Here is a 24,293-nt window from a genome sequence, read left to right on the forward strand (position 1 = left end):
AATTAAGCTCTTATCACTTGAATCTCTTCTCCATTAATTTTAATGATCGTAGAAGATTTTGTTGTGATTTTTTCGCGCTCCAAATTTACTACATAATCTACGCCCTCCAAAATAGGGCTAGAGATTTCTGAAAATGATTTTGGAGTAGGCTCTCCGCTAATGTTAGCTGAAGTAGATACAATTGGTTTTCCAAACTTCTCTATCAAGGCTTTACAAAAGTTGTGTTGCGGAATTCTAATTGCTATGGTATCATCTGAAGCAATCGTATTTTTTGCCAATCCCTTAGGTTGAGAATAGATAATTGTTGTAGGTTTCTCTTGTTTACTGATAATCTCCAATGCCTTTTCAGGTATCGTAGAAATATATTCTTGAAGCATTTCAAGTGAGCTTACCAATATAACCAAGCTCTTACTTTCTTCTCTATTCTTTAGCTTGTAGATCTTCTGAACAGTATCTTCAAGAGTTGCATCACAACCAATACCCCAAACTGTATCTGTAGGATATAGTATAGTACCTTTTGATTGTAAGGCATCTAGTGTACGTTGCAATTCGTTTTCCACAGTACTAGTCTTTTTTCTTCTTAGCTACGGTAGCAAATTGCATGTAAAACATGTCTAACTGTGTAAACAGAAGTGGAATATTAAAAATGATTGAAAACGGAGCATACAACATAGATTTGGTTCTGTTGATGCCGCTTGATTTTACTACTTCATAGCCGCAACTTTCAAACATTCTTCGAATGCTCTTCTTTGTAAAGAAACGAAAGTGAGTAGAATCTAAAATTCCGTGCTCTGTATATTTCCAATCCTTTTTAAGCAACATATTAAAGATGTTCTTTGCATATCTAACATTTGGTATGGAAGAAACAAAAACACCTTCGTCATTCAATTTTGATTTTAGTTTTTGGATATCATCCCAAGGCTCTAACAAATGCTCTATAACATCATTCATGATAATCACATCAAAATAATTATCAGGAACCTCACCAATTTTTTCGTCTATAGTACCTTCTATGACTTTGGTTAATTTCTGAGCTGCATTTTTTGCAGAATTAGGATTGGGTTCAATGGCCCATATTTCAACTCCATCTTTCATCAATTGGGCAGAAAAATTTCCTTCACCACAACCAACCTCTAAGATTTTGGTTGCACTGTTTGGAATAAACTTCAACATTTCAGGTCGAACGTTTGCGTAATATTCTGCACTTTTTTTATGATTGCCCATCAAGTTTTATTTTATGTTCATAGATCGTTTGCTCAACCAACTCATTCGTAGTAAAGAAGATCCGTAATGTCTCATTAATTTCAGGAACAAATATACGTTTAATCGCATTTTTGGAACAAAAAATAGTAAAACTCCTAGGATTGCCAGCAATAGCTTGACAATGCAATTGTTAAGGATCAATATCAATTGACCTACCAATTTTCCTATTCCTCTAAAATGATTATTGATATATACGTGTTTGGATATTTGTACTTCTGTTTTTGTAATGGAAGCTGTCTTGATATTTAAACGAGAAGCTCCACCGTGATCGTGAATGATCTCTGCATCTTTTAACAGCGCTACTTTACCATTGGCATACTCAACTCTTTTACAAAGATCCATATCTTCATAGTACATCCAGTAATCTTCATTCCAACCATCTACCTGCTCTATCCACTCTTTACTCATAAAAACAACAGACCCGGAAACCCAATCGGGATATAAAACCGTTGCTTGTTCTGCAAACTTGTTTTGTAGTTGTTGTTTATTTAATGATTTGTACAAAGCTCTGGTGAGCCCAAAAAGTGTATAAAAGTTTAGAAAAATACGTTTGTTCTTTTCGTAACCTCCTCCTGATTTTTTTTGTTCACACGAAACAATTCCAACTGTTGGGTTCATTTTAGCAAACTTCCACATCTTCCCTATTGCTTCTTCATTTGCAATGGTATCAGGGTTTAAAAACAGTATGTATTTTCCCAAAGCATGTTTTGCTCCTAAGTTACATCCGTTGGCAAATCCGTTGTTTCCTGAGTTTTCCAGAAATTCTACTTCCGGAAATTCAGTTCTAAAAACATCTAATTTCCCATCTGAAGAATTGTTATCTACAACAAGGGTTTGGAATGAAAATTCTTTGTTTTGAAAACGTAAAGAAAGCAGGCAATTTCTTAAGTGTTTCCAACTTTTATAGTTGACAATAACAATAGAAATATCTGTATTACTTGTCGAATTTGTCATTTCTTTTATGCTTCTGCTTTAGGTTCCAAAGCTTAATATATCGTACTAAAACACCGTATGAAAGTGCAAATGAAATGATAAAACCGTAAAAACCATCTAAGATTCCTAGTTTTATAAAGTAATGCTTTACAAAACGTGCAACGGGTTTTACTATAATGTGAAAAGGTGTTATTACCAACCCTTTCTCATACAATTCTTCTGCTTTTAGTGCCGAGTGTTGATTAAGCTTTACAATATAGCGATCAAAGCTAATATAGGAATAATGTAAGATCTTATGCTGGAGAGTGCCTAATTTTCCTTCCGGCTTTATCTTTTCGTGTACTTTTCCTTCGTACTTGCAATGCTTTCTGTTGAATACACGAATCAACTTGTCGTTTTGAGTTCCTGTATATCGCATTTTCTTCCCTTTAAAAAAGAAGACTCTATATACATAAAACCCAACAAGATCTCCGGCATTGCTTGCAGCCGTTTTCATTTCATCCTGAAGCTCTTTTGTTAAAACTTCATCAGCATCTATCCACACGATCCAATCGTTGGAAGCTTGTTCAATAGCATAATTTTTTTGAGAAGAAAAATCGTCAAACTTCCGTTGCAATAGTCTTGCGTTGGATTGTTTGACGATTTCTACAGTACGATCTGTACTATATGAATCTATGACAATGATCTCGTCGGCAAATTCTGCTGATTTTAGTGAGTTTTTTATTCGTTCCTCTTCGTTTAGAGTTGGAATAATCGCAGTGATCTTAGTCATAGGGGGTTTTTGGATTAAACTGCTACATCATATTCACGTAGCGCATCATTAAGTGATGTTTTCTTATTGGTACTTTCTTTTCTTTTCCCAATAATCAAAGCACAAGGTACATTGTATTCCCCTGCAGCAAATTTCTTGGTATAACTTCCCGGGATTACCACAGATCTTTCTGGTACATATCCTTTCATTTCTACTGGTTCATCTCCAGTTACATCAATAATCTTGGTACTCATCGTTAATACCACATTGGCTCCTAAAACAGCTTCTTTACCTACTCTTACTCCTTCTACTACAATACAACGAGAACCAATAAAAGCTCCGTCTTCTATAATTACAGGAGCAGCTTGTAACGGTTCTAAAACTCCTCCAATTCCTACTCCACCGGATAAGTGTACATTTTTTCCTATTTGAGCACAGCTTCCAACAGTAGCCCACGTGTCTACCATTGTTCCTTCATCTACATAAGCTCCAATATTTACATAACTGGGCATTAAGATGGTTCCTGCAGAAATATAAGCCCCATGTCTGGCAACAGCATTAGGAACTACACGAATTCCTTTGGCTTCGTAACCTCTCTTTAACGGAATCTTATCGTGGTATTCAAAAATACCCGCTTCCAAAGTTTCCATTTTCTGAATAGGAAAATACAATACAACTGCTTTTTTCACCCATTCATTTACTTGCCAATCATCTCCAATTGGTTCTGCTACACGCAAGCTTCCTTCATCTAAAAGGCTCACAACTTCTCTTATGGCATTAATGGTTGTTTCTTCCTTTAAAAGAGCTCTGTCTTCCCAAGCTTTTTCTATAATTTCTCTTAAAGCGTTCATCTTTTTAACTTTGAGTTTTATGGTTATTTCTTTTTAGTTTTTTATAAACCTACAAAGATACCATTCGTGTCAGTCTTTGGTTACGAAGATACATTTTTTAAACAGATAAAAGTTGCTTGTTTAAAATCGTTATTTTTGTCCCAAATTCATCATATGGGAAGAATATTAGCCATTGATTTTGGGAAGAAAAGAACAGGTATTGCTGTTACAGATGAGCTTCAGATTATCGCTTCTGGTTTAACAACTGTTGCTACAGATGATCTTCTATCGTTTTTACAGGAATATGTTCGTAAAGAAAAAGTGGAATTATTTGTGATTGGCGAGCCTAAACAGATGAATAATACAGAAAGTGAAAGTGAACAGTACATTCAACCTTTTTTAACTTCTCTCCAACAAAAATTCCCTAATATACCTGTAGAAAGGGTTGATGAGCGATTTACTTCAAAAATGGCTTTTCAAACAATGATTGATAGTGGATTGAACAAAAAACAACGCAGAAATAAAGCACTTGTTGATGAAATTAGTGCCACCATCATTTTACAGTCTTATTTGTACAATAAATAGTTTGTGATTAGTTTTTAGTACTTAGTGGTTAGGATGTTTGTAAATATATTTACAAAGCTCTTTTTCTTTCTTTTATCACATTACTGCTTCAAACTTCTCAACTTTGTTTTTCTAAGGTTTTATTTTATCCTTTTAACTTTCGTACTTTTGCCGAGAATTAAGAGAATTATACTTTTACTATGATTTTACCTGTTGTTGCTTATGGAGATCCAGTGCTAAGAAAAGTAGCCAAAGAGATCGATGCAGACTATCCGAATTTAACTGAGTTAATCGCCAATATGAGGCAAACTATGTACAATGCTTCCGGTGTTGGTATTGCTGCTCCTCAAATTGGAAAGTCTATCCGTCTTTTTGTGATCGATGCAACTCCTTTTGCTGATGATGAAGAGCTTACTGAAGCAGAGAGAGAACAATTAAAGGATTTTAACAAAGTATTCATCAACCCAACAGTTCTTAAAGAGGAAGGTGATGAATGGGCTTTTAGCGAAGGATGCTTGAGTATACCGGATATTCGAGAAGATGTTTTCAGACAAGAGAGCGTTACTTTCGAGTACTTTGATGAAAATTTCGAAAAGCATCAGCAAACACTTACCGGTGTTGCGGCTAGAGTTTTTCAACATGAGTACGATCATCTAGAAGGAATTTTGTTTACAGACAAATTATCTTCTTTGAAAAAGAGAATCTTAAAAAAGAAATTAGAAAAAATATCACTAGGAAAGATCAATGCAGATTATAGAATGCGCTTTCCTAACATCAAGAAAAAATAATACATGGAGTTTAGTAAAGTTATCGCAATATCCGGAAAACCGGGATTGTATTCAGCAGTATCACAAACCAAAACAGGATTCATAGTTGAGTCTTTAACTGAAAAGAAGCGTTTTCCTATTGCTTCTACCAACAATGTTAGTTTGTTAGAGAATATTGCTATTTATACCTATGAAGAAGAAGTTCCTTTATTAACTGTTTTTAAAGCTATCTTCGAAAAAGAAGAAGGTAAAGAAGCTTTGAGTCACAAAGAAAGTGGAAATAAATTAGCAGCATATTTTGCTGAGGTTTTACCTGATTATGATGATGAACGTGTGTACACTTCTAACATCAAGAAAGTGATTCAATGGTATAATATTCTGGTAAAAGCCGGATTGGATTTTTCTACAATCGAATCTGAGCAGGAAAATACAGAGGAAGTATAAATGAACTCAAGAGCACAGCAGCTAGAAGCCTTTAATCGTTTGCTTGATATCATGGACGATCTCAGAGAGAAATGTCCTTGGGATAAAAAACAAACCTTAGAATCTTTACGTCATCTGACTATTGAAGAGACTTATGAGCTTGCTGATGCTATCTTAGATAACGACCTGGAAGAGATCAAAAAAGAACTTGGCGATCTCTTATTGCATATTATTTTCTACGCGAAAATAGGTTCTGAGAAAAAAGCATTTGATATTGCAGATGTTGCCAATTCTATTTCTGAGAAATTGATTGACAGGCATCCTCATATCTACGGAGATGTTGAAGTTGAAAATGAAGAACAGGTAAAACAAAATTGGGAAAAACTCAAACTAAAAGAAGGTAAAAAGTCTGTTTTAGAAGGAGTTCCCAAAAGTTTACCTGCCATGGTAAAAGCCAACCGTATTCAAGATAAAGTTTCGGGAGTTGGGTTTGATTGGGAAGAACCTCATCAGGTATGGGAAAAGGTACAGGAAGAACTTTCTGAACTGAATGATGAGATCAAAAAAGGAAATCAAGAACGCATTGCTTCAGAATTTGGAGATGTACTATTTTCTATGGTCAACTATGCCCGTTTTATCAAGGTAAACCCAGAAAATGCTTTAGAAAGAACAAACAAGAAATTCATCCAACGATTCCAATATTTAGAAAAAGCAGCTCAGGAGAACGGAAAGAAACTGGCTGATATGTCATTGGCAGAAATGGATGTTTTTTGGGATGAAGCAAAGAAAATACATCAATAATGAATGTACTTTTTGTCATTAAAGGAAATGAGCCTTATGTTTCTCAACAGGCCCAAATTGAATTGGCTGTTGGGTTACAGGAAAAAGGGGTGAATGTTCTTTTGACGGGAAATTTTTCTGAAGAAGTTGAGCATTATCTCAAAGATCTTACCATTCAATACAAAAAAGTTTTTCCAAAAAAGTCTATTGACAAGAAGTATACAGAAGATTTTAAACAACTTGTAAAAGAGTATCAAATAGATTTGGTGCATTTTGTAGATGGCACATCATCTCGAAATGCAATTCCTGTATTGAGGAAAACAAATATCAAATCGGTCATCTACTTTGGGTCTGCAAGTTTGCATTGGTACGATCCTAGCTCTTATCTTACTTATTTGAACTCTAATATAGATGCCATTATTTGCAATAGTCAGTTTGTGTACAATCATGTCAGAAACCAACTCTTTGGAAGTAATAAAGAAAAGGCCGTTAAGATATACAAAGGATATAACCCCGACTGGTTTGTAGATTTCTCACCCAAAGACTTATCGGAATTTGGAATTCCGCAAGATGCTATTGTGGTTACCTTGGTTGGAAACCATAGAAAAATAAAAGGAACCAAATATTTCTTAGAGTCTTCTTATCATCTAAAAACAGATAAAAAAGTTCATTATATCCTCATTGGAGAAAGAACACAACAAGCATCTTTTGAAGCTATGAAAGAAAAAAGTCCTATCAAAGATCAAATTCATTTATTAGGACGAAGAGATGATGTGGTTTCCATTCTAAAAAGCACCGATATTTACACGCAAACTTCGTTAGAAGAAGGTTTTGGAAGAGCTATAAGCGAAGCCATGTCTGTTGGAAAACCTATTGTAATGACTGATGCCGGTGGATGTACTGAATTAATTGATGAAAATTCCGGTATTGTAGTCCCTAAAAAAGATTCGAAAGCAATAGCTGGCGCCATCTCAAAATTGGCAAATGATGATGCCTTACGAACTCAAATGGGAAACAATGCACAAGAAAGGATTCGTTCTGTATATCACATAAACGATACTGTAAAAGCTACGTTAAATCTTTACCAAGACCTTCTAAATCAGTAAGTTTTTCTCAATTTAATTGCTAACTTTAGACAAACTAAACGAATTATTATGAGAAAATCAGCTTTCCTATTTAGTACATTTTGTCTCGTTGCAGCACTTACAATTTCTTCTTGTAAAGGAGAAGGTGATCATGGTGAAAAGCACGACAATGATAAAAAACACAAAGAGCATAAAGCTTGGAATGACCAAGATCACAAGGCAGTTAAATCTGCAATCTTAGATTATGTTGAAGGTATTTATGAAGTAGATTCTACCCGTATTCAAAAAAGTGTAGATACTACCTTACGTAAAATTGGATACTGGTACAACAAAAAAGATAGTGCTTATATGGACAATCTTCCTATGACTCATGATCAATTGGTACGATTGGCAGCTCGTTGGAACAAAGATGGTTCTAGAGCTAATGAAAATTCTCCGAAAAAAATTACGATCTATGACATCAATTCTAAAACAGCTTCTGCAAAACTAACAGCAGAATGGGGAATTGATTATTTCCACTTGGGGAAATACAACGGGCAATGGAAGATTATGAATGTAATTTGGCAAAGTATGCCCGAAAATGAAAACTAATGTGGGAACAGCACTTACAACTCTTTGATGAAATAGCTGCTGATGCGCAGCTGGAAAGAAAAGGAAAAACCATGCCCTACACTTCTTCCAACGGGTATATGTTTTCATTATTAAACAAAGATGGTGAGTTGGGAATCCGACTATCTAAAGAAGATCAAAAAAAGTTTATTGAAGAGTTTCCGGAATCGGGTCTGTTCAAATCTCACGGAGCTACCATGCGTGATTATGTGTTAGTTCCGGAATCTTTGCTAAAAACTAATAAAAAAATAGTGACTTTTTATTTGAAAAGGGGTCATAGCTATGTAAATACTTTAAAACCTAAATAACCAATCGTATGGATACAGACAAAATCTTAGAGAAGATTACCAACATGGCCATTGAATATGGACCAAGATTACTAGGAGCAATTCTTGTTTTGATTATCGGATCATGGGTGATCAAGATCATCATGAAGAGCTTTACCAAAATTCTTAACAAACGAAACATTGATGAGTCTTTAAAACCCTTTTTAAGAAGCATATTTGGCATTCTATTGCGCATTATGCTTATCATTAGTGTATTAGGAATGGTAGGCATTCAAATGACTTCTTTTATTGCTATTTTGGGTGCGGCCGGTTTGGCAGTTGGAATGGCTTTGTCCGGGACGTTACAAAATTTTGCAGGCGGAGTTATGATCTTACTATTCAAACCTTTCCGTGTAGGAGATTTTATTGATGCACAAGGTCATACAGGAACAGTAAAAGAAATTCAGATCTTCAATACTATTTTAACTACTCCAGACAACAAAACTATCATCATTCCAAATGGTGGCTTGTCTACTTCTTCATTAACAAACTATTCCATTGAGCCGTTACGAAGAGTGGATTGGACGTTTGGAATTGGCTACGGAGATAGTGTAAAAACCGCTCGCGATGTCATTCAACGATTAGCAAATGAAGATGCTAGAATCTTAAAAGACCCCGCTTTGTTTATTGGTGTTGCCGAATTGGCAGACAGTTCTGTAAACTTTGCCGTAAGAGCTTGGGTGAAATCTGAAGACTACTGGGACGTTTTCTTTGAAATGAATGAAAAAGTGTACAATACTTTTGATAATGAAGGATTGAATATTCCTTATCCACAAATGGATGTACATTTACATAAAAACGACTAGGTAAGTAACAAAATTCTTATAAATTAGTCTTAAAGCTAAGTAAACAAAAAAACCATGAAAGCTTTAAGACTAATTTTTTTAACTGCACTTTTAGGAGTTTCTTCCTTTTTCGGATACAAAATCTATCAACAAGAAAAACAAAATCAAGCCTATCATGATCATCTGGTAGAACTTGAAGACATAAAATATGGCCTGTTTAATGTTGATGAATGGAAACAGGTCTTTGCCGGACTTATCGCCAAAAAGATGGATGATTTTAATCTGGAAAACACAGATGAAGAGGAAGTAAAAAAAGAGATTGCAGCTTTCTTAGGAAAAGCCATCGATAACTTCGAAAAACGTTACAACGAAGAAAACAAAGGCGGCGGAATTACCAGTTTGCTCAAAAGAAGTATTTCTTCCTTTGCCGGCATCTTTGATCAGGTACGAAAAGATATTCCTGTTTTTACAGACGAAATTTATAATTTCCTTACCAAAGGAGGCAGTAGAGAGCTCCTTCAAAAATACTTGGAAGATCAGCTAGATGCTTATACAAAAGACACTTTCTTAGCTACTGATTATACAGCTATGAACAATATCATCAGTAAGTACGAAGCTACCGATAAAGCGGATGCCATTCAAATCATCAAAACAAAAATAGACGAGAATAATTCTAACAAGAACATGTACAATTATGCTCTTTTAGCCATGTTCTTAGCTTCTATGGTCTTATTGATCTTCTTAAAAGCAAAAACCAAAGTAGAATTCCTTTTGTTTACTTTATATAGTATATTTCTACTTTCTCTGGGAATTTTCTTACCTATGATCGCTATTGATGCAAGAATAGAAGAATTGAACTTTCCTTTCTTAGGCGAAACCATTCAGTTTAAAGACCAAGTACTATTCTATAAGAGTAAGAGTATTATGGAGGTTGTAGATCTAATGATCTCTCAAAACCGATATGATCTTCTTTTTGTGGGAATTTTGGTATTGCTATTTAGTGTTCTCTTCCCGGTTTCTAAATTAATTTCTTCTCTTGGATATGTGTTTAGTGACAAACTCAAGAACAATAAGATCATTCGATTCTTAACATTCAAAACCGGAAAATGGTCTATGGCAGATGTATTTGTTATTGCATTGTTTATGGCCTATTTAGGGTTTGACGGATTGATTACTGAGCAGTTAAATCAGATGCAAACACTTACAAAGTCAACGGCTATTTTAACCACAAACAATTCCGGATTGTTATTTGGATTCTATGCCTTTACAGCTTTTGTTCTAATGAGTATTTTTATCTCCCAAAAAGTAGAGAAGTTGAAATAATCAGTTTGTTCCGTAAATAAAATCACATAATTTAGTTGTTGCATTCACCATTACTAAATTCTGTGTCTCAAACTGCCATCAATCAATGTTTGCCTAATCTGGAGAAAGATCTTTTAAAAGAGATCTACGAGAGTTCTGAAATAAAAGATTTTTCAGCACAAAGTTATGTTGTAAAGCAAGGACAATTTGTTCGTTTCCTCCCTATTGTAATTAAAGGAAGCATCAAAGTGTTTAGTATAGAGGAAGACAATCAATTTCTTTTGTACCATATTACTTCGGGAGAAACGTGTATTTTTAGTTTTGCTCATATTTTTAATGAAAAACCTATTGAGTTTTCTGCGATTACTGAAATTCAAAGCGAACTTTTATTATTACCCATAGATTTGGCAACTCGGTGGATTAAAAAATATCCGTCGTTTAGCAATTTGTTGCTGCAAAACTATCAACGTCATTACGAAGATCTTTTGCATACTACCAAACAAATTATGTGCTACAATCTTGAAGATCGTTTGTTCTCTTATCTAAAAAACAAGACCACTATTGAGAATTCAGTAACCTTATCTATCTCTCATCAACATATTGCTGATGATTTAGGAACTTCCAGAGAAGTGATCTCTAGATTGTTAAAGAAAATGAATCTCGATAAAAAGGTAGAACAGATAGGGAGAAAAATAAAATTGTTGTAATGTGACCTAAGTCACTGTTTTTAATTGTTGCATCATCTAATCTTGTATTGTAAAACAAAACAGTACAAATATGTCAGAATCTATCACATTAATTCCCAACAATTCATTACTAACAAATACGCCAGAAGAAGGAAGACAATTGGCTGTAAAAATGGCTCGTTTGATTATAAAAATGACACAGCCAGATGCTGAGGTAAGAGACCGCTTACGCCCTACTTATGCAGAAGATGCATCTATGTTAATTGCCATTGGTCAGGTAGTAGCTACGGAATTTGCAACCATTGCCAAAGCAAATGATTATTGGAAATAATTAACAAAACTGTTTTCTATAATCGTTTATCTTTAAAGAATAATTTTATTTCTTGCTCTTATGAGAAAATTATTCTTTACAATTTTTTGTTTACTCTCAACAATAACATTTGTTGCTCAAAACAATAGCCAAGTATTTAAAGCTATAGATCAAAAATTAGATGAGATCTGGAAAACATCGCAGGCTCCCGGCTTGTCTTTTTCTGTAGTTCTTCCAAATGGAGCATCTAAAACGTTTACCAGAGGTTTTGCTGATGTTGAGAAAAAAACTCCCATGTCTGCTACCACAAAGATGTTGGGAGGTAGCACAGGGAAAGTTTTTTATTCTGTGGTTGCTTTGCAGTTGATTGAAGAAGGCAAACTAACTCTTGACGATCCTATCTTTCCTAAAATGAACCAATACCAATGGTTTTCTAGAATTCCCAATGCCAAGACATTAACGGTACGAAACTTAATGCAACATCAAACGGGAATTCCCAGGTATGTTTTTAGTCCCGATTTCCAAAAAGATGTTCTAAAGGATGCTGATAAAGTTTGGAAGCCCAAAGAGTTGTTGTCTTATATTTTTGATGCCAAACCTGAGTTTGAAGTAGGAACCAATTTTGCATATTCAGATACCAATTACATTATTCTGTGTATGCTTATTGAAAAAGTTACCGGTAGTTCTATTTATGATCTTGTTCAAACTAGAGTACTGAACAAAGCCGGATTGAAAAATGTGGTACCTCAAACCAAAAGAAGTTATAAAAATATTGCTCAAGGGTATAACGGAGCTAATGATCCTTTTTTCCCCGGATTGCAGTTTGACAGCAACGGGAAGAGCAATTACAATCTACAATTTGAATGGGCCGGTGGCGGACTCGTCATCACGACTCATGATTTGGTAGTTTTGGGTAAGAAAATCTATGAAGGAAAGATGTTTGATCCTAAACTACTGAACGAATATTTTAAAGGTGTTGATGCAGGAAGATTAGGCGGAACATGGGGCTTGGGTGTTCATATTAGAGAAACGCCTAACGGTAAAACTTATGGACACAGTGGTTATATGCCCGGATATATTACCAACATGATCTACAGTGCCGATGGTAAATTTGCTATTTGTTATCAGTTGAATACTTCTGATAGAAATAAGCTGTCTATAATGAGAAGTTTGCCTTCTTTAGTTGGTTTGGTTCATGAGACTTTGAAAAGAGATTGAACCTATGGAAATAGAAACTAAACCTTATTTAGGAGATCGAATTGTTGCTGGTTTTTTAGATTACCTACTTATTTGTGGATTTCTTTTTTATTACGCCATTAATTTTGGTGAGCCTAATGAAGATGGGGGTTATCATTTGACAGGTATATCTGCATTTGCTCCTGTAGTATTTTGGGGTATAATAACAATAGGCTCCGAACAACTTTTTGGCGCTACAGTTGGCAATCTTTTGGTTGGATTAAAGCCTCTATCGATTGATGAGAACACACATGACTACTGGGGTAATCGGGTTACATTTTCCCAATCTTTGAAAAGGCACCTTTTAGATCCAGTTGACATGTTCTTCTTTGGTATTGTTGGTATCGTTACTATCAGTAATTCTGATAAACACCAAAGAGTTGGTGATATTTGGGCCAAAACTATTGTCATTAGAAAAGCTGATTTGGAAAATTAATTTCTATACTTATAAATACCCCTAGTAGGATACACGAATGCTTTTATAAAAGTACAAAAACAAGTAACTCTTTGGAAGCCGTTTTTTAACTGTATCTTTTCTTATAACACTTTCGTAAATATATTTATCCGTTTACGGGAAATCTATTTATGAAAGTACCTTTTTTAAAAACCATATCTCGGCTTACAATGTGTTACGGTTACATTTCTCGTAAAATAAAAAAACTACGCTAATCTCTTAACTTAGTTTTTATTTAACTCTATATACATATCTCTACTTTACCACACGAAACACTTCGGCAAGCTCAGTACAAGCATTTCCCGTAAATACGAGACAAGCTGTGCAGGAGCAGGGATTACAAATCCACGCCATCGGAGTAGTCTAATTCGATTACTACATCTTTCAAGTTAATTTCATATGTTTTTTTGTATTCAAAAAAACAGTTCTCACAATAAGGTGATTCTAGAGGTAATTCAGAATGAATTCTTTCAAATTCTTCAAACTCTTTTACATTCTTAAATTTCTCTATATCTTCAACTTCAGCGAAAAAATATATAAAATCAGAAAGGTTATTAATCTTAAAAATTAATTTAGTTACTTGTGTTTTTTCATTATTTAACAAGTATTCTCGTAACTTATTGCTCACCAATATTATAAAACTTTCACCATGGTTTTTACATTTAATTTTTCCCATTTTTTAATTATTTAACATCTTTCTTATAAAACCAAATTGTTTAATTGCCCTTAGCTGGTGCGCCCTCGCGTTCCAATAAAAATAAAAAACTACGCTAATTTCTTAACGTAGTTTTTATTTATTCTACATGCCTTCTACTTTACCACACGAAACACTTCGGCAAGCTCAGTGCAAGCATTTCCCGTAAATACGGGACAAGCTGTGCGGGAGCGGAGGTACTAAAATTGTAATTAGTATCCCTGAATAATTATTTTTCTACTTTTTGTTCTTCTAAGATTTTTCCATCAGAATATAAAACTTTTGTTTTTATCTTTCCTCTTTCATCAAAAAAAACTGACCATCCATCTAACTGATAACCTTTGATACTATCATATTTCCGAGAACTAATTTTTTTAATAACTCCATTATCATAAAAACTTAGGTTTTGCGTGTGACTGTTATTTTGAAAAGTTTCAGATAAATAATTCAATCTTCCCTCATTATTGAATTTTAAAGTCAATCCATCTTTAAGGTTATCGTTCTTGTAGGCTGCAATTGTATTTGGTATTTTAGTATCTTTTGAGAACACCATAGCTATACCGCTTCTAACTCCATTATTGTAATTAATAGTTCCAGAGATTTCTCCTTTATTATTATAATAATATACTAGTCCATTTAATTTCCCTTCCTTGAGAAAGCCTTCATATTGTTTATTTCCATCTTTTTTGTAAAATGTTACAAAATTATCTTTGACTAATCCTTTTCCTTGATAATTCCCTCTTATAAATTTTTGTATACTATCTAATTTACCTTTATTCCAGAAATGATATTCTTTTATTTGAGAATTATTGAAAATAATTGTGTCTATTCTTGTTAGTTCTTTTTTCTGTTTAACAAGTTTTTTTTCTTTTTGTTCGTTACTTTTATTACAAGCTATAAAAGCTAATAATAGTATAAAAATTACTTTTCTCATTTTTAATCTTTTATTTCATAAGTTTTCAATATATAGATGTTATTACCCAATTGAGTAGCAACATTAGCATATTTCCATTTTTTAGTAGCATGAGGAGAATCAATAACATTAGTATTACTTTCACTAATAGAATTTGTAGATGTAAGTAATTCATTTGAATAAACTATAACAACATTATTAAAATCTTCTATACCTAGTAAAGAATCCAAACTATTCCTTGCATTATCCCATGTAACTATATAGTCAGTTTCTCTTAATGTTTGTTCTATAGGGTCATCTAACATATCTATAAAAAATCCAAAAATAGGCAAATTAGCTAAGCTTCCATTCTCACTAGTAGCACCAGCTGTAGCAATAATAAAAGATAAAGGTGATATTGAACCTGATTTTTTAAGTAAATTAAGAAGTCCTTTAACTTTTGATGCTCCAACTCCTAGTTTTTTTAATAACTTTTCCTTAGCATCATCACTTTTAAGATCTTTTATAGCGTTTATAAGTTCACTAAAATATAATTCTTGCTGATCCTTAGGATCAAACCCATAACCTATAATATCATTTGCTGTATTATCTTTTGTAGGGTGTGTAATTTTAAGTTTATCTCCTATAAAAAATGCATTAAAAATTTCATATTTACAGTCTTTACATTTAGTTTTTTGATTCTTATTACTTGAAAAAGTTCCATCATTATTGTTAGTCCACTTTTCTCCATTTGAAGATCTACCAAAAATATCCATTATGAAAGAAAAAGAGTCAGCCCCACTAGGGTCAGCCCAAAAAATAGGATTGTTATCAAATGCATTGTACGTGGATGTAGTATGATGTGTTACGGGGTCAATAGAAATCCATCTAGCTAAGGCTGGATCATAATTTCGTATCTCCATTTCATAGAGATTCAACCCTAAAGCTTCTTCAAATTCGATACTATTGTACTTAAACTTCTGCGCCACGGAATTCCCATTCGAAGAAATCACGTTATTATACCCTTTATGCTTTAAACCAAATGGATAATAGTGTACCGTCTTTTTTAAGGGCTTTTCCATTTTTTTGGAGTATGCCACCCTTAAAACAGGTTCACTTTCAATATGTAATCGGAAACATCCCATAGCAATCCAAAGCTACAGAAAATAATTCCCTAGACCTAATTTTTAACTTAAATGTAACTTGAAAAAACATTACCTTTGAAATAGAGATGGAAACATCTCTTTCTTTTTCATAGCAATTTTTCCCACTCAATCTTGAGTGGGTTTTCTTTTTTATAAAGCAAAATATGATTAACCTTTTCGACCTCTATTTAATCTTCTTTGAGAAAGTTTTTTCCAAATGCTATGTGCCATGTTGATTTCATTATCTGAAAAGCCTAAGTTATTCTTAAGTATTTTTTCATTTGTGATCTTTAAAATTTCAGAAATATCTTTTTTATTTCTGATCATGGCGTCGATGAGAGGCAATAGTTCTTGATTGGTAGAGTTGTACGGTAATAGAATTTCTTCAACTTCATTTGGCATGAGTTCGAGAACTCCACCACCATGACTCCTCCCGCATATTTCAGAAAAAGCTAAGGAAAGAGAATTATAGTAACTAGCAGTTAAGGCTTCTATATTGACGTCAGGCTTAATAGAGACCCTATGCATGGTGTCGGTAGTATAAGCTTTAGCTTGGTTGATAATTAATTTAGGGTAGATATTGTTTCTTCTTATAAACAATGCATCTGAAACTCTTAATGAGGGGATTACTTGCCACTCCTCTCTGATGCGACATTTATAACCTTCATTTATTTTTTGTTCTACTCCCCAAGCTATATAATCTCTAGCTCCAATCGAACCATTTAAATCCTGCATCAATGGGAAAGTAAGAAGATGTGATCGTGCTTCTGAATTTTTATTCTGTTTCCAATCTTTTTTGGTAAAAATAGTACTTGGTACCTGAACACTTCTACCCACCATTGGTTTTGCATATTTTTCAAGATTATATCGTTGAACCGTAGATAGAGGTACTGTAAAGAACGGATTAGAACCAGTAGTGATACCTACTTCTACCTTTGCAAACTCACCTAACTTAGGAACAATCTTCTTTCGCTGAAGCTTTTCAAGGAAATTAATTTCTTTTTGACTTAAAAAATAAAATGTCCATTTATTAGATTTAAAATCAATTTTCTTTTTAGGACTCTTTAATTTTTCTACATCAAGTTTTGCTAATGCACTGGCATCTTTCAATTCAAGATGCTCGATTAGATGTTCATCTGATTCATTTTTCTCACATAGCAAAAGAACAACTTCTTGTTGAATATCCGGAAATACTAATTTTTCAAATGAAACTATATTTATCTTGTTGTAGAATTTTGACAGAAACTCTCGCAGAGTTTGAGCGTAGGATACTTGAAGGATTTCAGCAGGCAGTACAAAGCCTATCTTCCCCTTATCTTTTAAAAGTAAAGAGGAACCCACTACAAATGAAACCCAGGCATTAGTCAATTTGTTATACTTGAGGTTTGCCCTATCAAAAATCTCAGAAGCAAACTTTTGTTGTTCCTTTTCAAAATACTGATAACGGATGTAAGGAGGGTTGCCGACAATTAAATCAAACTTTTTCTTGGTTCCTAGACAGTACTTATGAAAGTCGGAATTAACAATTCGCGATTTACTCAATTTAATCTTCCTCGCCTTATTGGCTTCTTCCTTATCGTATTCAATAGCGGTTACAGAATTGTATCGATAGTTTCCGTTCTGAATTTCTTCAAGAAAGACTCCATCTCCACAGCTAGGCTCTAATATATCTAAGTCTTTTTTCCCATTAAATGCCCACCTCAAAATAAACGAAGCAATCGCTTCTGGCGTGTAAAATCCACCTCTTAATTTTTCTTTTGATGCGTTTTTAATTAGCTGCATATATTTCTGAAATCAACGGTACTAAATTATCTCTTTCACCTAAACCATACAACTCTCTTAAAAGGTTATCTAATCTTGTTTTATGATTCCTAAAGTGACTAACAAATGGGGCTAATGCTCTTCTATTCCCTGCATTCTGATCTATCTGACCCTGAAGAGTAATAAGTCTTCTTTGAAGATCAGCAATCTGATCATGCATTAACCTTTCATTTTCTTTTTCAAAGTTAATTATTCTAATTGGAAGTTTTTTCAAAACCTTTGTCCCTCTTGCAATATATCCTCCTCGAAAAACTTCTCCATACAGACCTGAGAACCATTCAGAATATTTTGAATTAAGAATAGCCTGAATGTAATAAATCGAATATTTTGAATCATCGGGTAATGTGATCATGCAATACCCTGCTGTTCCTCCAGAAGAAATGAGGGTTCCATGATAGTCTATAGCATATTTATCACCTTGAGATAATACACCAACTATTATCTTGGCTGGAACATCACATTTATCGAGACTTTGATGCCTTCCATATCTGTACCATTCATTTTCTGTCTGAGGGGTAGGCTTGACATCTCTTTTTGGATTACTGAGCACATATTTATATGAATTAAGATATTCATATAAATATGGATAAAACTCTTGCAGAGTTTCAATATCTATAAATTCAATCGAGTCACCTGATTTGTAATACGGATAAATAACAAATGAGTTCGGTTCAAAAGGGCGATAGGTGTTTAAACTATTACTTGAGCCAACAGTTTTGAAATATGGTTTTGTTAATGCTCTTTCTATTTTCCATTCAACACCATCTTTGAGGAAATAAATAAAGTCTTCATCTTCTTTTAAAGCTCTGTGAATGTAAATACTATTTGCACTTGTTTGAATCCCATTGTAAATATTATCTGAACCCACAATGTTTTCTAAGGGAGAAGATTTGGATAAAATTTCCAAGTAGATACCCTTTAAGTGACCAGGTACCAAAACCCACCTCTCATTATCTAACTCATCAAGACTAACGCTATCAGGAATTGATGAATCATAATTTCTGACTTCCCAATCTTTAAGAGAATCAACCTCAGTATACTCCAGATTTGTTTGAGAACTCCCTCTTAAAATTAATAAACAAGTATAGGTAGTTTTATTTTTAAAGATTTGATTCGCTCCGAATGAAAATATTTTACTTAATGCACCTTTTTCTACGAGCATCTCTCTTAGTCTTTTTGCGGCACCAACCTTGGTCAATTTGCTAGGAACGATATAACCTAGGTAACCATTTTCAGTCAAAAGATTTAATCCTCTTTCAATGAACAAGAAGTATTTATCATATTGTTTAAAAGCGGAGTAATATTCTTTTGAGTAAATGGGATATTCTAAAGGAATTAATTGCCTCATGTGTTCAGTTGCCATATATGGAGGGTTTCCGACGATGACATCAAACTTCTTATCTTCGAAATCAAATGGATTTATTGACTCAACACTCTGATTGGTGATGACTTTAAAATCAATCAAACTATTTCCATAGTTAATATTAGCATCAATATTAGGAAGTGCAGGACTAGGGATAGAGTCATTGGTTTCTCCTTCAAGCAACTTAAGTAGAAGTCCGAATTTACAGGCTTCAACCGCATTGAAGTCTTTGTCCACCCCATAAATACAATTAACAAGTATTGAAGTCTTAATTTCAAACTTAAGTTTATAGCTATTAACTCCGTTAGGAATTATGTTCTCTGGATTATTTTCTAAATAATAGTCAACTAAAGTATCATGGAGTAGTTGATATGTTTCTAGTAAAAATGCTCCCGAACCACATGCAATATCTGCAAATGAGCCATTTAAGATTTCTTGATCTGTTTTGTCCCTGCAAAATTCAAGTACGGTTTGTCGCAGTATATCTTGTATTATGTGGGTAGGAGTGGTAACTATATCTCTATCTAAATGCTCAGGCTTTTTCGTTAATATTATTCCCTCTTCTGTAATCTCAAGTCTTTCGGCTAGAAAAATTTCATAAATATTGCCTAAAATATCAGATGCAAAAACAGAAAAAGAGAATGTACTTTCGGGGTAATAGAGTTGATGTATTACCTCCCAAAAGGCAGAATGACTGTTGTTGATGATTTCTTGATTGTAGGGCTGATTAAAAAGACCTGCATTAAACTTTGTATCTGCATCAACAAATTTCTCCAATAAGGCCGAGAAATCTTTATTGTCAGCAAAGTTGAGAAGTGTTTTGTACTGCTCTATATTCCGATCCTCGCAAACCCTAAGAAAAATAATACTATTAATATAACTCTGAACGATATCATTCAAGGTTGTGCTATCGAGGTTTCGGTTATGTTGATAAATAGTATTACCGAGAATTAACCTCCAGTCATTTATTTGTGTTAGAAATAAATCGTCTACGCTAGATAATCTAATTTGATCTTCTATGTCACTCCAATGCTCATCAAACGTACCATCGTAAACAGAATCTTTTCCTAGCTCTTTATTGATATCTTCAAAGTAATCAAGGTATTCAGAGTAATGATATAACTTTATTCTCGAGTAATTGACATCGTCAGTTTCATCAACTTTCCTTGAACAATCATAGATAGCTAAGTACTCAAAATTGGAGAGAACCGATATTTTTAGTTTAGCTGTAAAACCATAACGCCTAATCTGTTTGGCAGGATCATTATCAGAATCTATTTTAACACTAGGCTTTTTTGCTTCAAGGAAAAACTTCCTTTGAGAAAATAATCTAAACGTATAGTCTGGTTTCTTAGTATTTAATAAAACTCCCGTTTTAAGACTTTCTTCAACAAGTACTTCCCTCTCGTTGGTTGGTTTTCCCTGATTATTTACAATATCCCATCCTAGTAAATTGAACAACGGATCTAAAAAATCTGTTCGTAGTTGAGTTTCATTATATGCATTAGTTAGATATGTATCCCTATTAGACTCATATTTCTTAATTAGTTCTTTAAGTTTTTCTAGCTTCATTTTGTATCCGATGACTTCTCCAGACATATATTTATTTTACCTTATAAGGTAATTAATCAAAGGTAGAGTATTTTGATTAATTCATTTTTTAATCTATTCCTAAGAGCTTCTCCCTTCATCTTGAATTTCTATGTCTTCATACGTAATTAACTCAATACTATCCGATTCTTGGGGAATAATTCTTGCTGTTAATTCCTTAGAAATTTTATTCAATCGAGAATTAAAAAAAAGATCATAGTCATTTTCCAGAATTCCATAGGTTTCTAAATCATCAATCAAATGCGTTTTCATAGTGTCTTTTAAGTTTATATTACAATTTGAAAATTCACTCATATATTGAGATGGAGCTTTGGCACGTATTTTATTCTTATTAAGATAGCCATCGACAATTGTAATATTAACTATGTGATTATAGAGCCAATACTCCACTTCTGGCTTGTTTTTTCTCATGTAAGACTTTGGGAAAAAGTGATGATAATTTTTTGAGGTAGCAATTTTTAACCAACTGTTATCAATATTTACATCTAAATGGTTATCGAAAGACTTTGGTTTAAAAATTGTATACAAACACAGTATTGCTTTGGTAAGTGACTTTCCTGTACTAAAATAACCGTTATTCTTTATAAAATCAGGTGTTGTATTAATACTCCACTCGTAACGTGGTTGTTCTTCTCTCAAGATTTGATCTATCTTATCAATATCTTGAACAAGTTTCCCTTCTACGGCAGATGAATAACGAAATCCTAAAGATACTCTCCAAAAGAAGTCTTCAAGAAGTTGTAGTTTTTTCCCTGTTGGGTTATTTGGGTGGTGGTAGAAAAAATATCCAAAAGGAACAATAAGAGCATTGTATGGGAGTAGTTTTGACACAGGTATTCCATAACTCCTAAAGAAATCTACTGCACTTTTTACACATTCAACTACCTCAAACCAAGTATCAATAAATTTCTGTTTCTCTAGTTTTAAAATCGTCTTTCTTTTGCACTCTCTTTCTAGCAAAAGAGATGTGAGTTGTAATATGCTAGATGCGGAAATTGTGTCATATTTCGATTGGGATAGTTCGACTCTTAATTCATCAAATTTTTCTGATAGGTCAAACTCACGTTGAGGGTCGTATGTTTTTGCGACCATTATTTCAAACAATGTTAAATCTCTACCTCCTACATTAAGTCTTGTAAATACCTCTGTTGCTATATCTATTTCAGCCTGCTTGAGATTAATTCCTTTGAACTGATACGACTGTAATATCTCCCTGTAATTATCAATTGTGTCATCATACTTTTCAGGAAAGTCATTAAAAAACCTTCTTCCTTGGTTCATTAGATCTGTCAGTTTTACATAGGTGAAAGGCTTTTTCCCTACTACTTCTACCACAACTATGTCTTCGTCTTTTTGTGCGTCAAGATCAATATAAATTGAGGAAAAATCTTCATGCTTCCCATTATCACGAATGATTGTTTCTCCTCTCAGGGCTGCAAAAAGTGATGTGATTCTTTGTTGACCATCTAATACATAATTAACAAATTCTCCCTCTTTAGGTTCAGGTAGCTTTATATTCCCAATATCTCGAATTGCTCGCAATCTCTCATTGGTTCTCCAATATATAAATGTACCTATCGGATACCCTTTAAGAATACTGTCGATTAACTTTGCCGAAGAAGCTAAACCCCAAACAAATTGACGCTGGAATTGAGGAATTTTTATTTGCCCTGTTTCGATTTCATTTAAAAGAGTAGAATACTTTTTATCTCCATTTTCTATTATAGCCATAGCAGAATTTAAAAAATTAAATATCCCATAAAGCTAGGTAATATTGATTTAAGGACAATAATTTTTGGCTACTTAATTAATACGAAAACTTCAGATCACGAAATAGGATGTAAATTCTCAATCAAATCATGAAGACTCTCAAGATCATCTTGCAGATATCGTTCTGTGGAAGAAATGTAACGATGTCCTGCCATGTACTGTACCTCCCTAATGTTAATGCTCTTTAGCCAATGGGAGATGACAGAAGCCCTAAGCTGTTTGTTGTTAGTCACCTTGTGGTTCGTTTTCTTGAGCTTGGTAAAAACTCGACTGATAAGAGCGAGCTTCTCAGTGTTACAGAGAAACAAATCATTAGAGTAGTTGTGTAGTTTGTCCTGTAGCAATTCTCGGTGCTTTTCTAAATATTGAATAATAGGAATCATCTGCTGTGGTTTCAGCTCTAAAACTCTGCTGTTTGAGTTTCTGGTACTCGGAACGTAAATTCTTCCCTTCTCTAATTGTATATGTTCATACTGGAGAGCTCTAAGCGTTGTGGTACTTAACCCTTGGTAGACCATAAGTCCAACAATCACCTTGTTGCGAATCGCCACCGATACATCGTCAAAGGATGCTAAGTTTTCAGTCCTATAGCTGTAGTATAAATCCTCAAGTTCATCAAACTCCAAGAGGTTATGATTGAGTGTTCGGCTTACGCCTCGGATATTGATACTCTGAACGGGATTATCGAAACGGTGTTCGATTTCTACGAGGTAGTTAAAGTAAATCTTTAGTGACCCGACAATATGCCTCACGGTGCTCTTTGTGGGCTTTTCTCTGCGTAGTTTCTTTACATACTCGAGGCAATCCTTGTATTCCATTTCAAAAGGCTTGTAACCCTTCTGGTCGCACCAACGAACAAAGAAATTTTTGTTACGAGCGTAGGTTTCAACCGTGCTCTTGGCGTAGCCTTGTCTATGTAAGTATTCACGAAACTCCATAATACTCGCCTGACTTTTCTAACTTATCGCTTGGCATTGCCAAGTGGGTATATATTTGTGTTGATTCTAATGATGAGTGACCAAGAAACTTACTAATGGATTTCATCGGCACTTTATTCTGAAGTAGGTGGGTAGCAATACTGTGTCTGAGCGTATGAAGCGTTATTCCCTTTTCCTTTATCGTTTCGTTATCTGCGGACTCAATAATCGCTTCTAGCCTTAGAGCGATGGTTTTATCTCCCATACGTTTTCCTTGATGAGAAACGAGGAGTGAATCGGTTTCCTTGTTTCGTAAAAAGTCTAGTCGTCCGTCATACATATACTCCTCAATTATTTGCAGATTGTGGGTGTTGATAGGAACGAATCGCTCCTTGTAGTTCTTCCCTTTGCGAACATACACACGTCCTTTTTCAAAAAGGATGTCAGAGCAATTTACGTGTACTGCTTCGTTTCTTCTGAGACCACAACTATAGAGTAGAGCAAGTATAGTTCTATCCCTTTGGCGGAAGTGCTCCTGCATGTGAGAATAATCACAAGCATTGAAAAGCTCTTTGATTTCAGATTGCGTAAGTACATTCTTGATTCTCTGCTGTTCAATCTTTTCTCCTTTAAGGTGTACTCCAAATCTCCTCTTCACATTGTGTTCCTTCAAGTACGTTTGAAAGAGTTTGAGTGCCTGTTGATGCTTGTTCAAAAAAGCCTTACTCAGTCCACCGCCTCTTCGAGCATTGGTTCTACCTGATAGGTGCTTGTAGTAATCTTTGATCGTGTGGTTGGTAATAAGACTAATGTCTCGCTGTCCTTTTTTCTCTAAGTAGTAGAAGAACTCACGCAGGTGGTTCGGAAGATTGTATACCGTAGACTCAGCGTATCCCAATACTTCAAGCCATGACTTATAGGACTCCAAAAGAGTCTGAAATGTCTCGCTATGTATTGGTAATTTCTTCATTTTTAA

Annotated in this window: 26 protein-coding genes; 13 read left to right on the forward strand and 13 right to left on the reverse strand. The window is 34.1% G+C overall.

Annotated elements, in window-relative coordinates; all coding sequences use genetic code 11:
• Positions 1-2: 2 nt before the first annotated feature.
• Genes ACFSRZ_RS00670 through ACFSRZ_RS00690 form a run of 5 tightly spaced genes read right to left on the reverse strand, consistent with a single transcriptional unit; the run spans position 3 to position 3,798 of the window.
• Positions 3-560, reverse strand: coding sequence for an L-threonylcarbamoyladenylate synthase (locus ACFSRZ_RS00670; protein ID WP_379664584.1), 558 nt, complete (start codon positions 558-560; stop codon positions 3-5).
• Between the two features lie 4 nt (positions 561-564).
• Positions 565-1,224 carry a class I SAM-dependent methyltransferase gene (locus ACFSRZ_RS00675; protein ID WP_379664585.1) on the reverse strand — a complete coding sequence of 220 codons (660 nt, stop codon included), beginning with the start codon at positions 1,222-1,224 and terminating at the stop codon, positions 565-567.
• Positions 1,225-1,230: 6 nt separating this feature from the next.
• Positions 1,231-2,217 (reverse strand): glycosyltransferase family 2 protein, encoded by a 987-nt coding sequence (locus tag ACFSRZ_RS00680; RefSeq protein WP_379664586.1) that lies wholly within the window; start codon positions 2,215-2,217, stop codon positions 1,231-1,233.
• Positions 2,198-2,968, reverse strand: coding sequence for a glycosyltransferase family 2 protein (locus tag ACFSRZ_RS00685; protein ID WP_379664587.1), 771 nt, complete (start codon positions 2,966-2,968; stop codon positions 2,198-2,200). The genes ACFSRZ_RS00680 and ACFSRZ_RS00685 overlap by 20 nt, the downstream gene beginning before the upstream one ends.
• 14 nt (positions 2,969-2,982) lie before the next feature.
• On the reverse strand, positions 2,983-3,798 hold the full coding sequence (locus ACFSRZ_RS00690; protein WP_379664588.1) for a 2,3,4,5-tetrahydropyridine-2,6-dicarboxylate N-succinyltransferase: 816 nt from the start codon (positions 3,796-3,798) through the stop codon (positions 2,983-2,985).
• A 153-nt stretch (positions 3,799-3,951) separates the two neighbouring features.
• Between ACFSRZ_RS00690 and ruvX the strand changes: the two genes are divergently transcribed.
• From ruvX to ACFSRZ_RS00755, 13 genes are all read left to right on the forward strand, one after another.
• Positions 3,952-4,362 (forward strand): Holliday junction resolvase RuvX, encoded by a 411-nt coding sequence (gene ruvX, locus ACFSRZ_RS00695; protein ID WP_379664589.1) that lies wholly within the window; start codon positions 3,952-3,954, stop codon positions 4,360-4,362.
• Between the two features lie 179 nt (positions 4,363-4,541).
• Positions 4,542-5,129, forward strand: coding sequence for a peptide deformylase (gene def / locus ACFSRZ_RS00700; protein ID WP_379664590.1), 588 nt, complete (start codon positions 4,542-4,544; stop codon positions 5,127-5,129).
• Between the two features lie 3 nt (positions 5,130-5,132).
• Complete coding sequence (locus ACFSRZ_RS00705) at positions 5,133-5,552, forward strand: DUF5606 family protein (protein WP_379664591.1); 420 nt, start codon at positions 5,133-5,135, stop codon at positions 5,550-5,552.
• Positions 5,553-6,332, forward strand: coding sequence for a nucleoside triphosphate pyrophosphohydrolase (mazG, locus tag ACFSRZ_RS00710; RefSeq protein ID WP_379664592.1), 780 nt, complete (start codon positions 5,553-5,555; stop codon positions 6,330-6,332). It begins immediately after the preceding gene.
• The gene (locus ACFSRZ_RS00715) at positions 6,332-7,417 is read left to right on the forward strand and encodes a glycosyltransferase family 4 protein (protein ID WP_379664593.1); all 1,086 of its coding nucleotides are present in this window, start codon (positions 6,332-6,334) and stop codon (positions 7,415-7,417) included. Before mazG ends, ACFSRZ_RS00715 begins: the two co-directional genes overlap by 1 nt.
• Positions 7,418-7,465: 48 nt before the next feature.
• Positions 7,466-7,987, forward strand: coding sequence for a nuclear transport factor 2 family protein (locus ACFSRZ_RS00720; protein ID WP_379664594.1), 522 nt, complete (start codon positions 7,466-7,468; stop codon positions 7,985-7,987).
• Positions 7,987-8,313, forward strand: coding sequence for a hypothetical protein (locus ACFSRZ_RS00725; RefSeq protein ID WP_379664595.1), 327 nt, complete (start codon positions 7,987-7,989; stop codon positions 8,311-8,313). The genes ACFSRZ_RS00720 and ACFSRZ_RS00725 overlap by 1 nt, the downstream gene beginning before the upstream one ends.
• Before the next feature lie 8 nt (positions 8,314-8,321).
• Positions 8,322-9,137 carry a mechanosensitive ion channel family protein gene (locus ACFSRZ_RS00730; RefSeq protein ID WP_379664596.1) on the forward strand — a complete coding sequence of 272 codons (816 nt, stop codon included), beginning with the start codon at positions 8,322-8,324 and terminating at the stop codon, positions 9,135-9,137.
• Positions 9,138-9,191: 54 nt separating this feature from the next.
• On the forward strand, positions 9,192-10,439 hold the full coding sequence (locus tag ACFSRZ_RS00735; RefSeq protein ID WP_379664597.1) for a paraquat-inducible protein A: 1,248 nt from the start codon (positions 9,192-9,194) through the stop codon (positions 10,437-10,439).
• A gap of 62 nt (positions 10,440-10,501) precedes the next feature.
• Positions 10,502-11,125, forward strand: a complete 624-nt coding sequence (locus ACFSRZ_RS00740; protein WP_379664598.1) for a Crp/Fnr family transcriptional regulator — start codon at positions 10,502-10,504, stop codon at positions 11,123-11,125.
• A 70-nt stretch (positions 11,126-11,195) separates the two neighbouring features.
• The gene (locus ACFSRZ_RS00745; RefSeq protein ID WP_379664599.1) at positions 11,196-11,435 is read left to right on the forward strand and encodes a hexameric tyrosine-coordinated heme protein; all 240 of its coding nucleotides are present in this window, start codon (positions 11,196-11,198) and stop codon (positions 11,433-11,435) included.
• Between the two features lie 60 nt (positions 11,436-11,495).
• Positions 11,496-12,632, forward strand: coding sequence for a serine hydrolase domain-containing protein (locus tag ACFSRZ_RS00750; protein ID WP_379664600.1), 1,137 nt, complete (start codon positions 11,496-11,498; stop codon positions 12,630-12,632).
• A gap of 4 nt (positions 12,633-12,636) precedes the next feature.
• Complete coding sequence (locus ACFSRZ_RS00755; protein WP_379664601.1) at positions 12,637-13,086, forward strand: RDD family protein; 450 nt, start codon at positions 12,637-12,639, stop codon at positions 13,084-13,086.
• A 355-nt stretch (positions 13,087-13,441) separates the two neighbouring features.
• Here ACFSRZ_RS00755 and ACFSRZ_RS00760 read toward each other — a convergent pair whose 3' ends face one another.
• From ACFSRZ_RS00760 to ACFSRZ_RS00795, 8 genes are all read right to left on the reverse strand, one after another.
• The gene (locus ACFSRZ_RS00760; RefSeq protein ID WP_379664602.1) at positions 13,442-13,780 is read right to left on the reverse strand and encodes a hypothetical protein; all 339 of its coding nucleotides are present in this window, start codon (positions 13,778-13,780) and stop codon (positions 13,442-13,444) included.
• Between the two features lie 247 nt (positions 13,781-14,027).
• Positions 14,028-14,732 (reverse strand): hypothetical protein, encoded by a 705-nt coding sequence (locus tag ACFSRZ_RS00765; protein ID WP_379664603.1) that lies wholly within the window; start codon positions 14,730-14,732, stop codon positions 14,028-14,030.
• 2 nt (positions 14,733-14,734) lie between these two features.
• Positions 14,735-15,772, reverse strand: coding sequence for an RHS repeat domain-containing protein (locus ACFSRZ_RS00770; RefSeq protein WP_379664604.1), 1,038 nt, complete (start codon positions 15,770-15,772; stop codon positions 14,735-14,737).
• Between the two features lie 231 nt (positions 15,773-16,003).
• A complete protein-coding gene (locus tag ACFSRZ_RS00775) occupies positions 16,004-17,617 on the reverse strand; it encodes an Eco57I restriction-modification methylase domain-containing protein (RefSeq protein ID WP_379664605.1) in 1,614 nt (537 codons plus the stop codon).
• The gene (locus ACFSRZ_RS00780) at positions 17,604-20,618 is read right to left on the reverse strand and encodes an Eco57I restriction-modification methylase domain-containing protein (protein WP_379664606.1); all 3,015 of its coding nucleotides are present in this window, start codon (positions 20,616-20,618) and stop codon (positions 17,604-17,606) included. The genes ACFSRZ_RS00775 and ACFSRZ_RS00780 overlap by 14 nt, the downstream gene beginning before the upstream one ends.
• Positions 20,619-20,690: 72 nt before the next feature.
• A complete protein-coding gene (locus ACFSRZ_RS00785) occupies positions 20,691-22,361 on the reverse strand; it encodes a GmrSD restriction endonuclease domain-containing protein (RefSeq protein WP_379664607.1) in 1,671 nt (556 codons plus the stop codon).
• 95 nt (positions 22,362-22,456) lie between these two features.
• Positions 22,457-23,338 carry a tyrosine-type recombinase/integrase gene (locus tag ACFSRZ_RS00790; protein ID WP_379664608.1) on the reverse strand — a complete coding sequence of 294 codons (882 nt, stop codon included), beginning with the start codon at positions 23,336-23,338 and terminating at the stop codon, positions 22,457-22,459.
• Entirely contained in the window at positions 23,325-24,287 is a 963-nt protein-coding gene (locus tag ACFSRZ_RS00795) for a tyrosine-type recombinase/integrase (protein ID WP_379664609.1), read from the reverse strand. The genes ACFSRZ_RS00790 and ACFSRZ_RS00795 overlap by 14 nt, the downstream gene beginning before the upstream one ends.
• Positions 24,288-24,293: the final 6 nt, after the last annotated feature.

Origin of the sequence: Pseudotenacibaculum haliotis (assembly GCF_042684245.1) — a bacterium.
In the GTDB taxonomy this organism is placed as follows: Bacteria; Bacteroidota; Bacteroidia; order Flavobacteriales; family Flavobacteriaceae; genus Polaribacter; species Polaribacter haliotis_A.

What these genes read in the sequence shown, in the direction of transcription:
- ACFSRZ_RS00675 (WP_379664585.1), bottom strand. Translation starts at nt 1,224, where the DNA reads ATGGGCAATCATAAAAAAAGTGCAGAATATTACGCAAACGTTCGACCT.
- ACFSRZ_RS00680 (WP_379664586.1), bottom strand. Translation starts at nt 2,217, where the DNA reads ATGACAAATTCGACAAGTAATACAGATATTTCTATTGTTATTGTCAAC.
- ACFSRZ_RS00685 (WP_379664587.1), bottom strand. Translation starts at nt 2,968, where the DNA reads ATGACTAAGATCACTGCGATTATTCCAACTCTAAACGAAGAGGAACGA.
- ACFSRZ_RS00690 (WP_379664588.1), bottom strand. Translation starts at nt 3,798, where the DNA reads ATGAACGCTTTAAGAGAAATTATAGAAAAAGCTTGGGAAGACAGAGCT.
- ruvX (WP_379664589.1), top strand. Translation starts at nt 3,952, where the DNA reads ATGGGAAGAATATTAGCCATTGATTTTGGGAAGAAAAGAACAGGTATT.
- def (WP_379664590.1), top strand. Translation starts at nt 4,542, where the DNA reads ATGATTTTACCTGTTGTTGCTTATGGAGATCCAGTGCTAAGAAAAGTA.
- ACFSRZ_RS00705 (WP_379664591.1), top strand. Translation starts at nt 5,133, where the DNA reads ATGGAGTTTAGTAAAGTTATCGCAATATCCGGAAAACCGGGATTGTAT.
- mazG (WP_379664592.1), top strand. Translation starts at nt 5,553, where the DNA reads ATGAACTCAAGAGCACAGCAGCTAGAAGCCTTTAATCGTTTGCTTGAT.
- ACFSRZ_RS00715 (WP_379664593.1), top strand. Translation starts at nt 6,332, where the DNA reads ATGAATGTACTTTTTGTCATTAAAGGAAATGAGCCTTATGTTTCTCAA.
- ACFSRZ_RS00720 (WP_379664594.1), top strand. Translation starts at nt 7,466, where the DNA reads ATGAGAAAATCAGCTTTCCTATTTAGTACATTTTGTCTCGTTGCAGCA.
- ACFSRZ_RS00725 (WP_379664595.1), top strand. Translation starts at nt 7,987, where the DNA reads ATGTGGGAACAGCACTTACAACTCTTTGATGAAATAGCTGCTGATGCG.
- ACFSRZ_RS00730 (WP_379664596.1), top strand. Translation starts at nt 8,322, where the DNA reads ATGGATACAGACAAAATCTTAGAGAAGATTACCAACATGGCCATTGAA.
- ACFSRZ_RS00735 (WP_379664597.1), top strand. Translation starts at nt 9,192, where the DNA reads ATGAAAGCTTTAAGACTAATTTTTTTAACTGCACTTTTAGGAGTTTCT.
- ACFSRZ_RS00745 (WP_379664599.1), top strand. Translation starts at nt 11,196, where the DNA reads ATGTCAGAATCTATCACATTAATTCCCAACAATTCATTACTAACAAAT.
- ACFSRZ_RS00750 (WP_379664600.1), top strand. Translation starts at nt 11,496, where the DNA reads ATGAGAAAATTATTCTTTACAATTTTTTGTTTACTCTCAACAATAACA.
- ACFSRZ_RS00755 (WP_379664601.1), top strand. Translation starts at nt 12,637, where the DNA reads ATGGAAATAGAAACTAAACCTTATTTAGGAGATCGAATTGTTGCTGGT.
- ACFSRZ_RS00760 (WP_379664602.1), bottom strand. Translation starts at nt 13,780, where the DNA reads ATGGGAAAAATTAAATGTAAAAACCATGGTGAAAGTTTTATAATATTG.
- ACFSRZ_RS00765 (WP_379664603.1), bottom strand. Translation starts at nt 14,732, where the DNA reads ATGAGAAAAGTAATTTTTATACTATTATTAGCTTTTATAGCTTGTAAT.
- ACFSRZ_RS00770 (WP_379664604.1), bottom strand. Translation starts at nt 15,772, where the DNA reads ATGGAAAAGCCCTTAAAAAAGACGGTACACTATTATCCATTTGGTTTA.
- ACFSRZ_RS00775 (WP_379664605.1), bottom strand. Translation starts at nt 17,617, where the DNA reads ATGCAGCTAATTAAAAACGCATCAAAAGAAAAATTAAGAGGTGGATTT.
- ACFSRZ_RS00780 (WP_379664606.1), bottom strand. Translation starts at nt 20,618, where the DNA reads ATGTCTGGAGAAGTCATCGGATACAAAATGAAGCTAGAAAAACTTAAA.
- ACFSRZ_RS00785 (WP_379664607.1), bottom strand. Translation starts at nt 22,361, where the DNA reads ATGGCTATAATAGAAAATGGAGATAAAAAGTATTCTACTCTTTTAAAT.
- ACFSRZ_RS00790 (WP_379664608.1), bottom strand. Translation starts at nt 23,338, where the DNA reads ATGGAGTTTCGTGAATACTTACATAGACAAGGCTACGCCAAGAGCACG.
- ACFSRZ_RS00795 (WP_379664609.1), bottom strand. Translation starts at nt 24,287, where the DNA reads ATGAAGAAATTACCAATACATAGCGAGACATTTCAGACTCTTTTGGAG.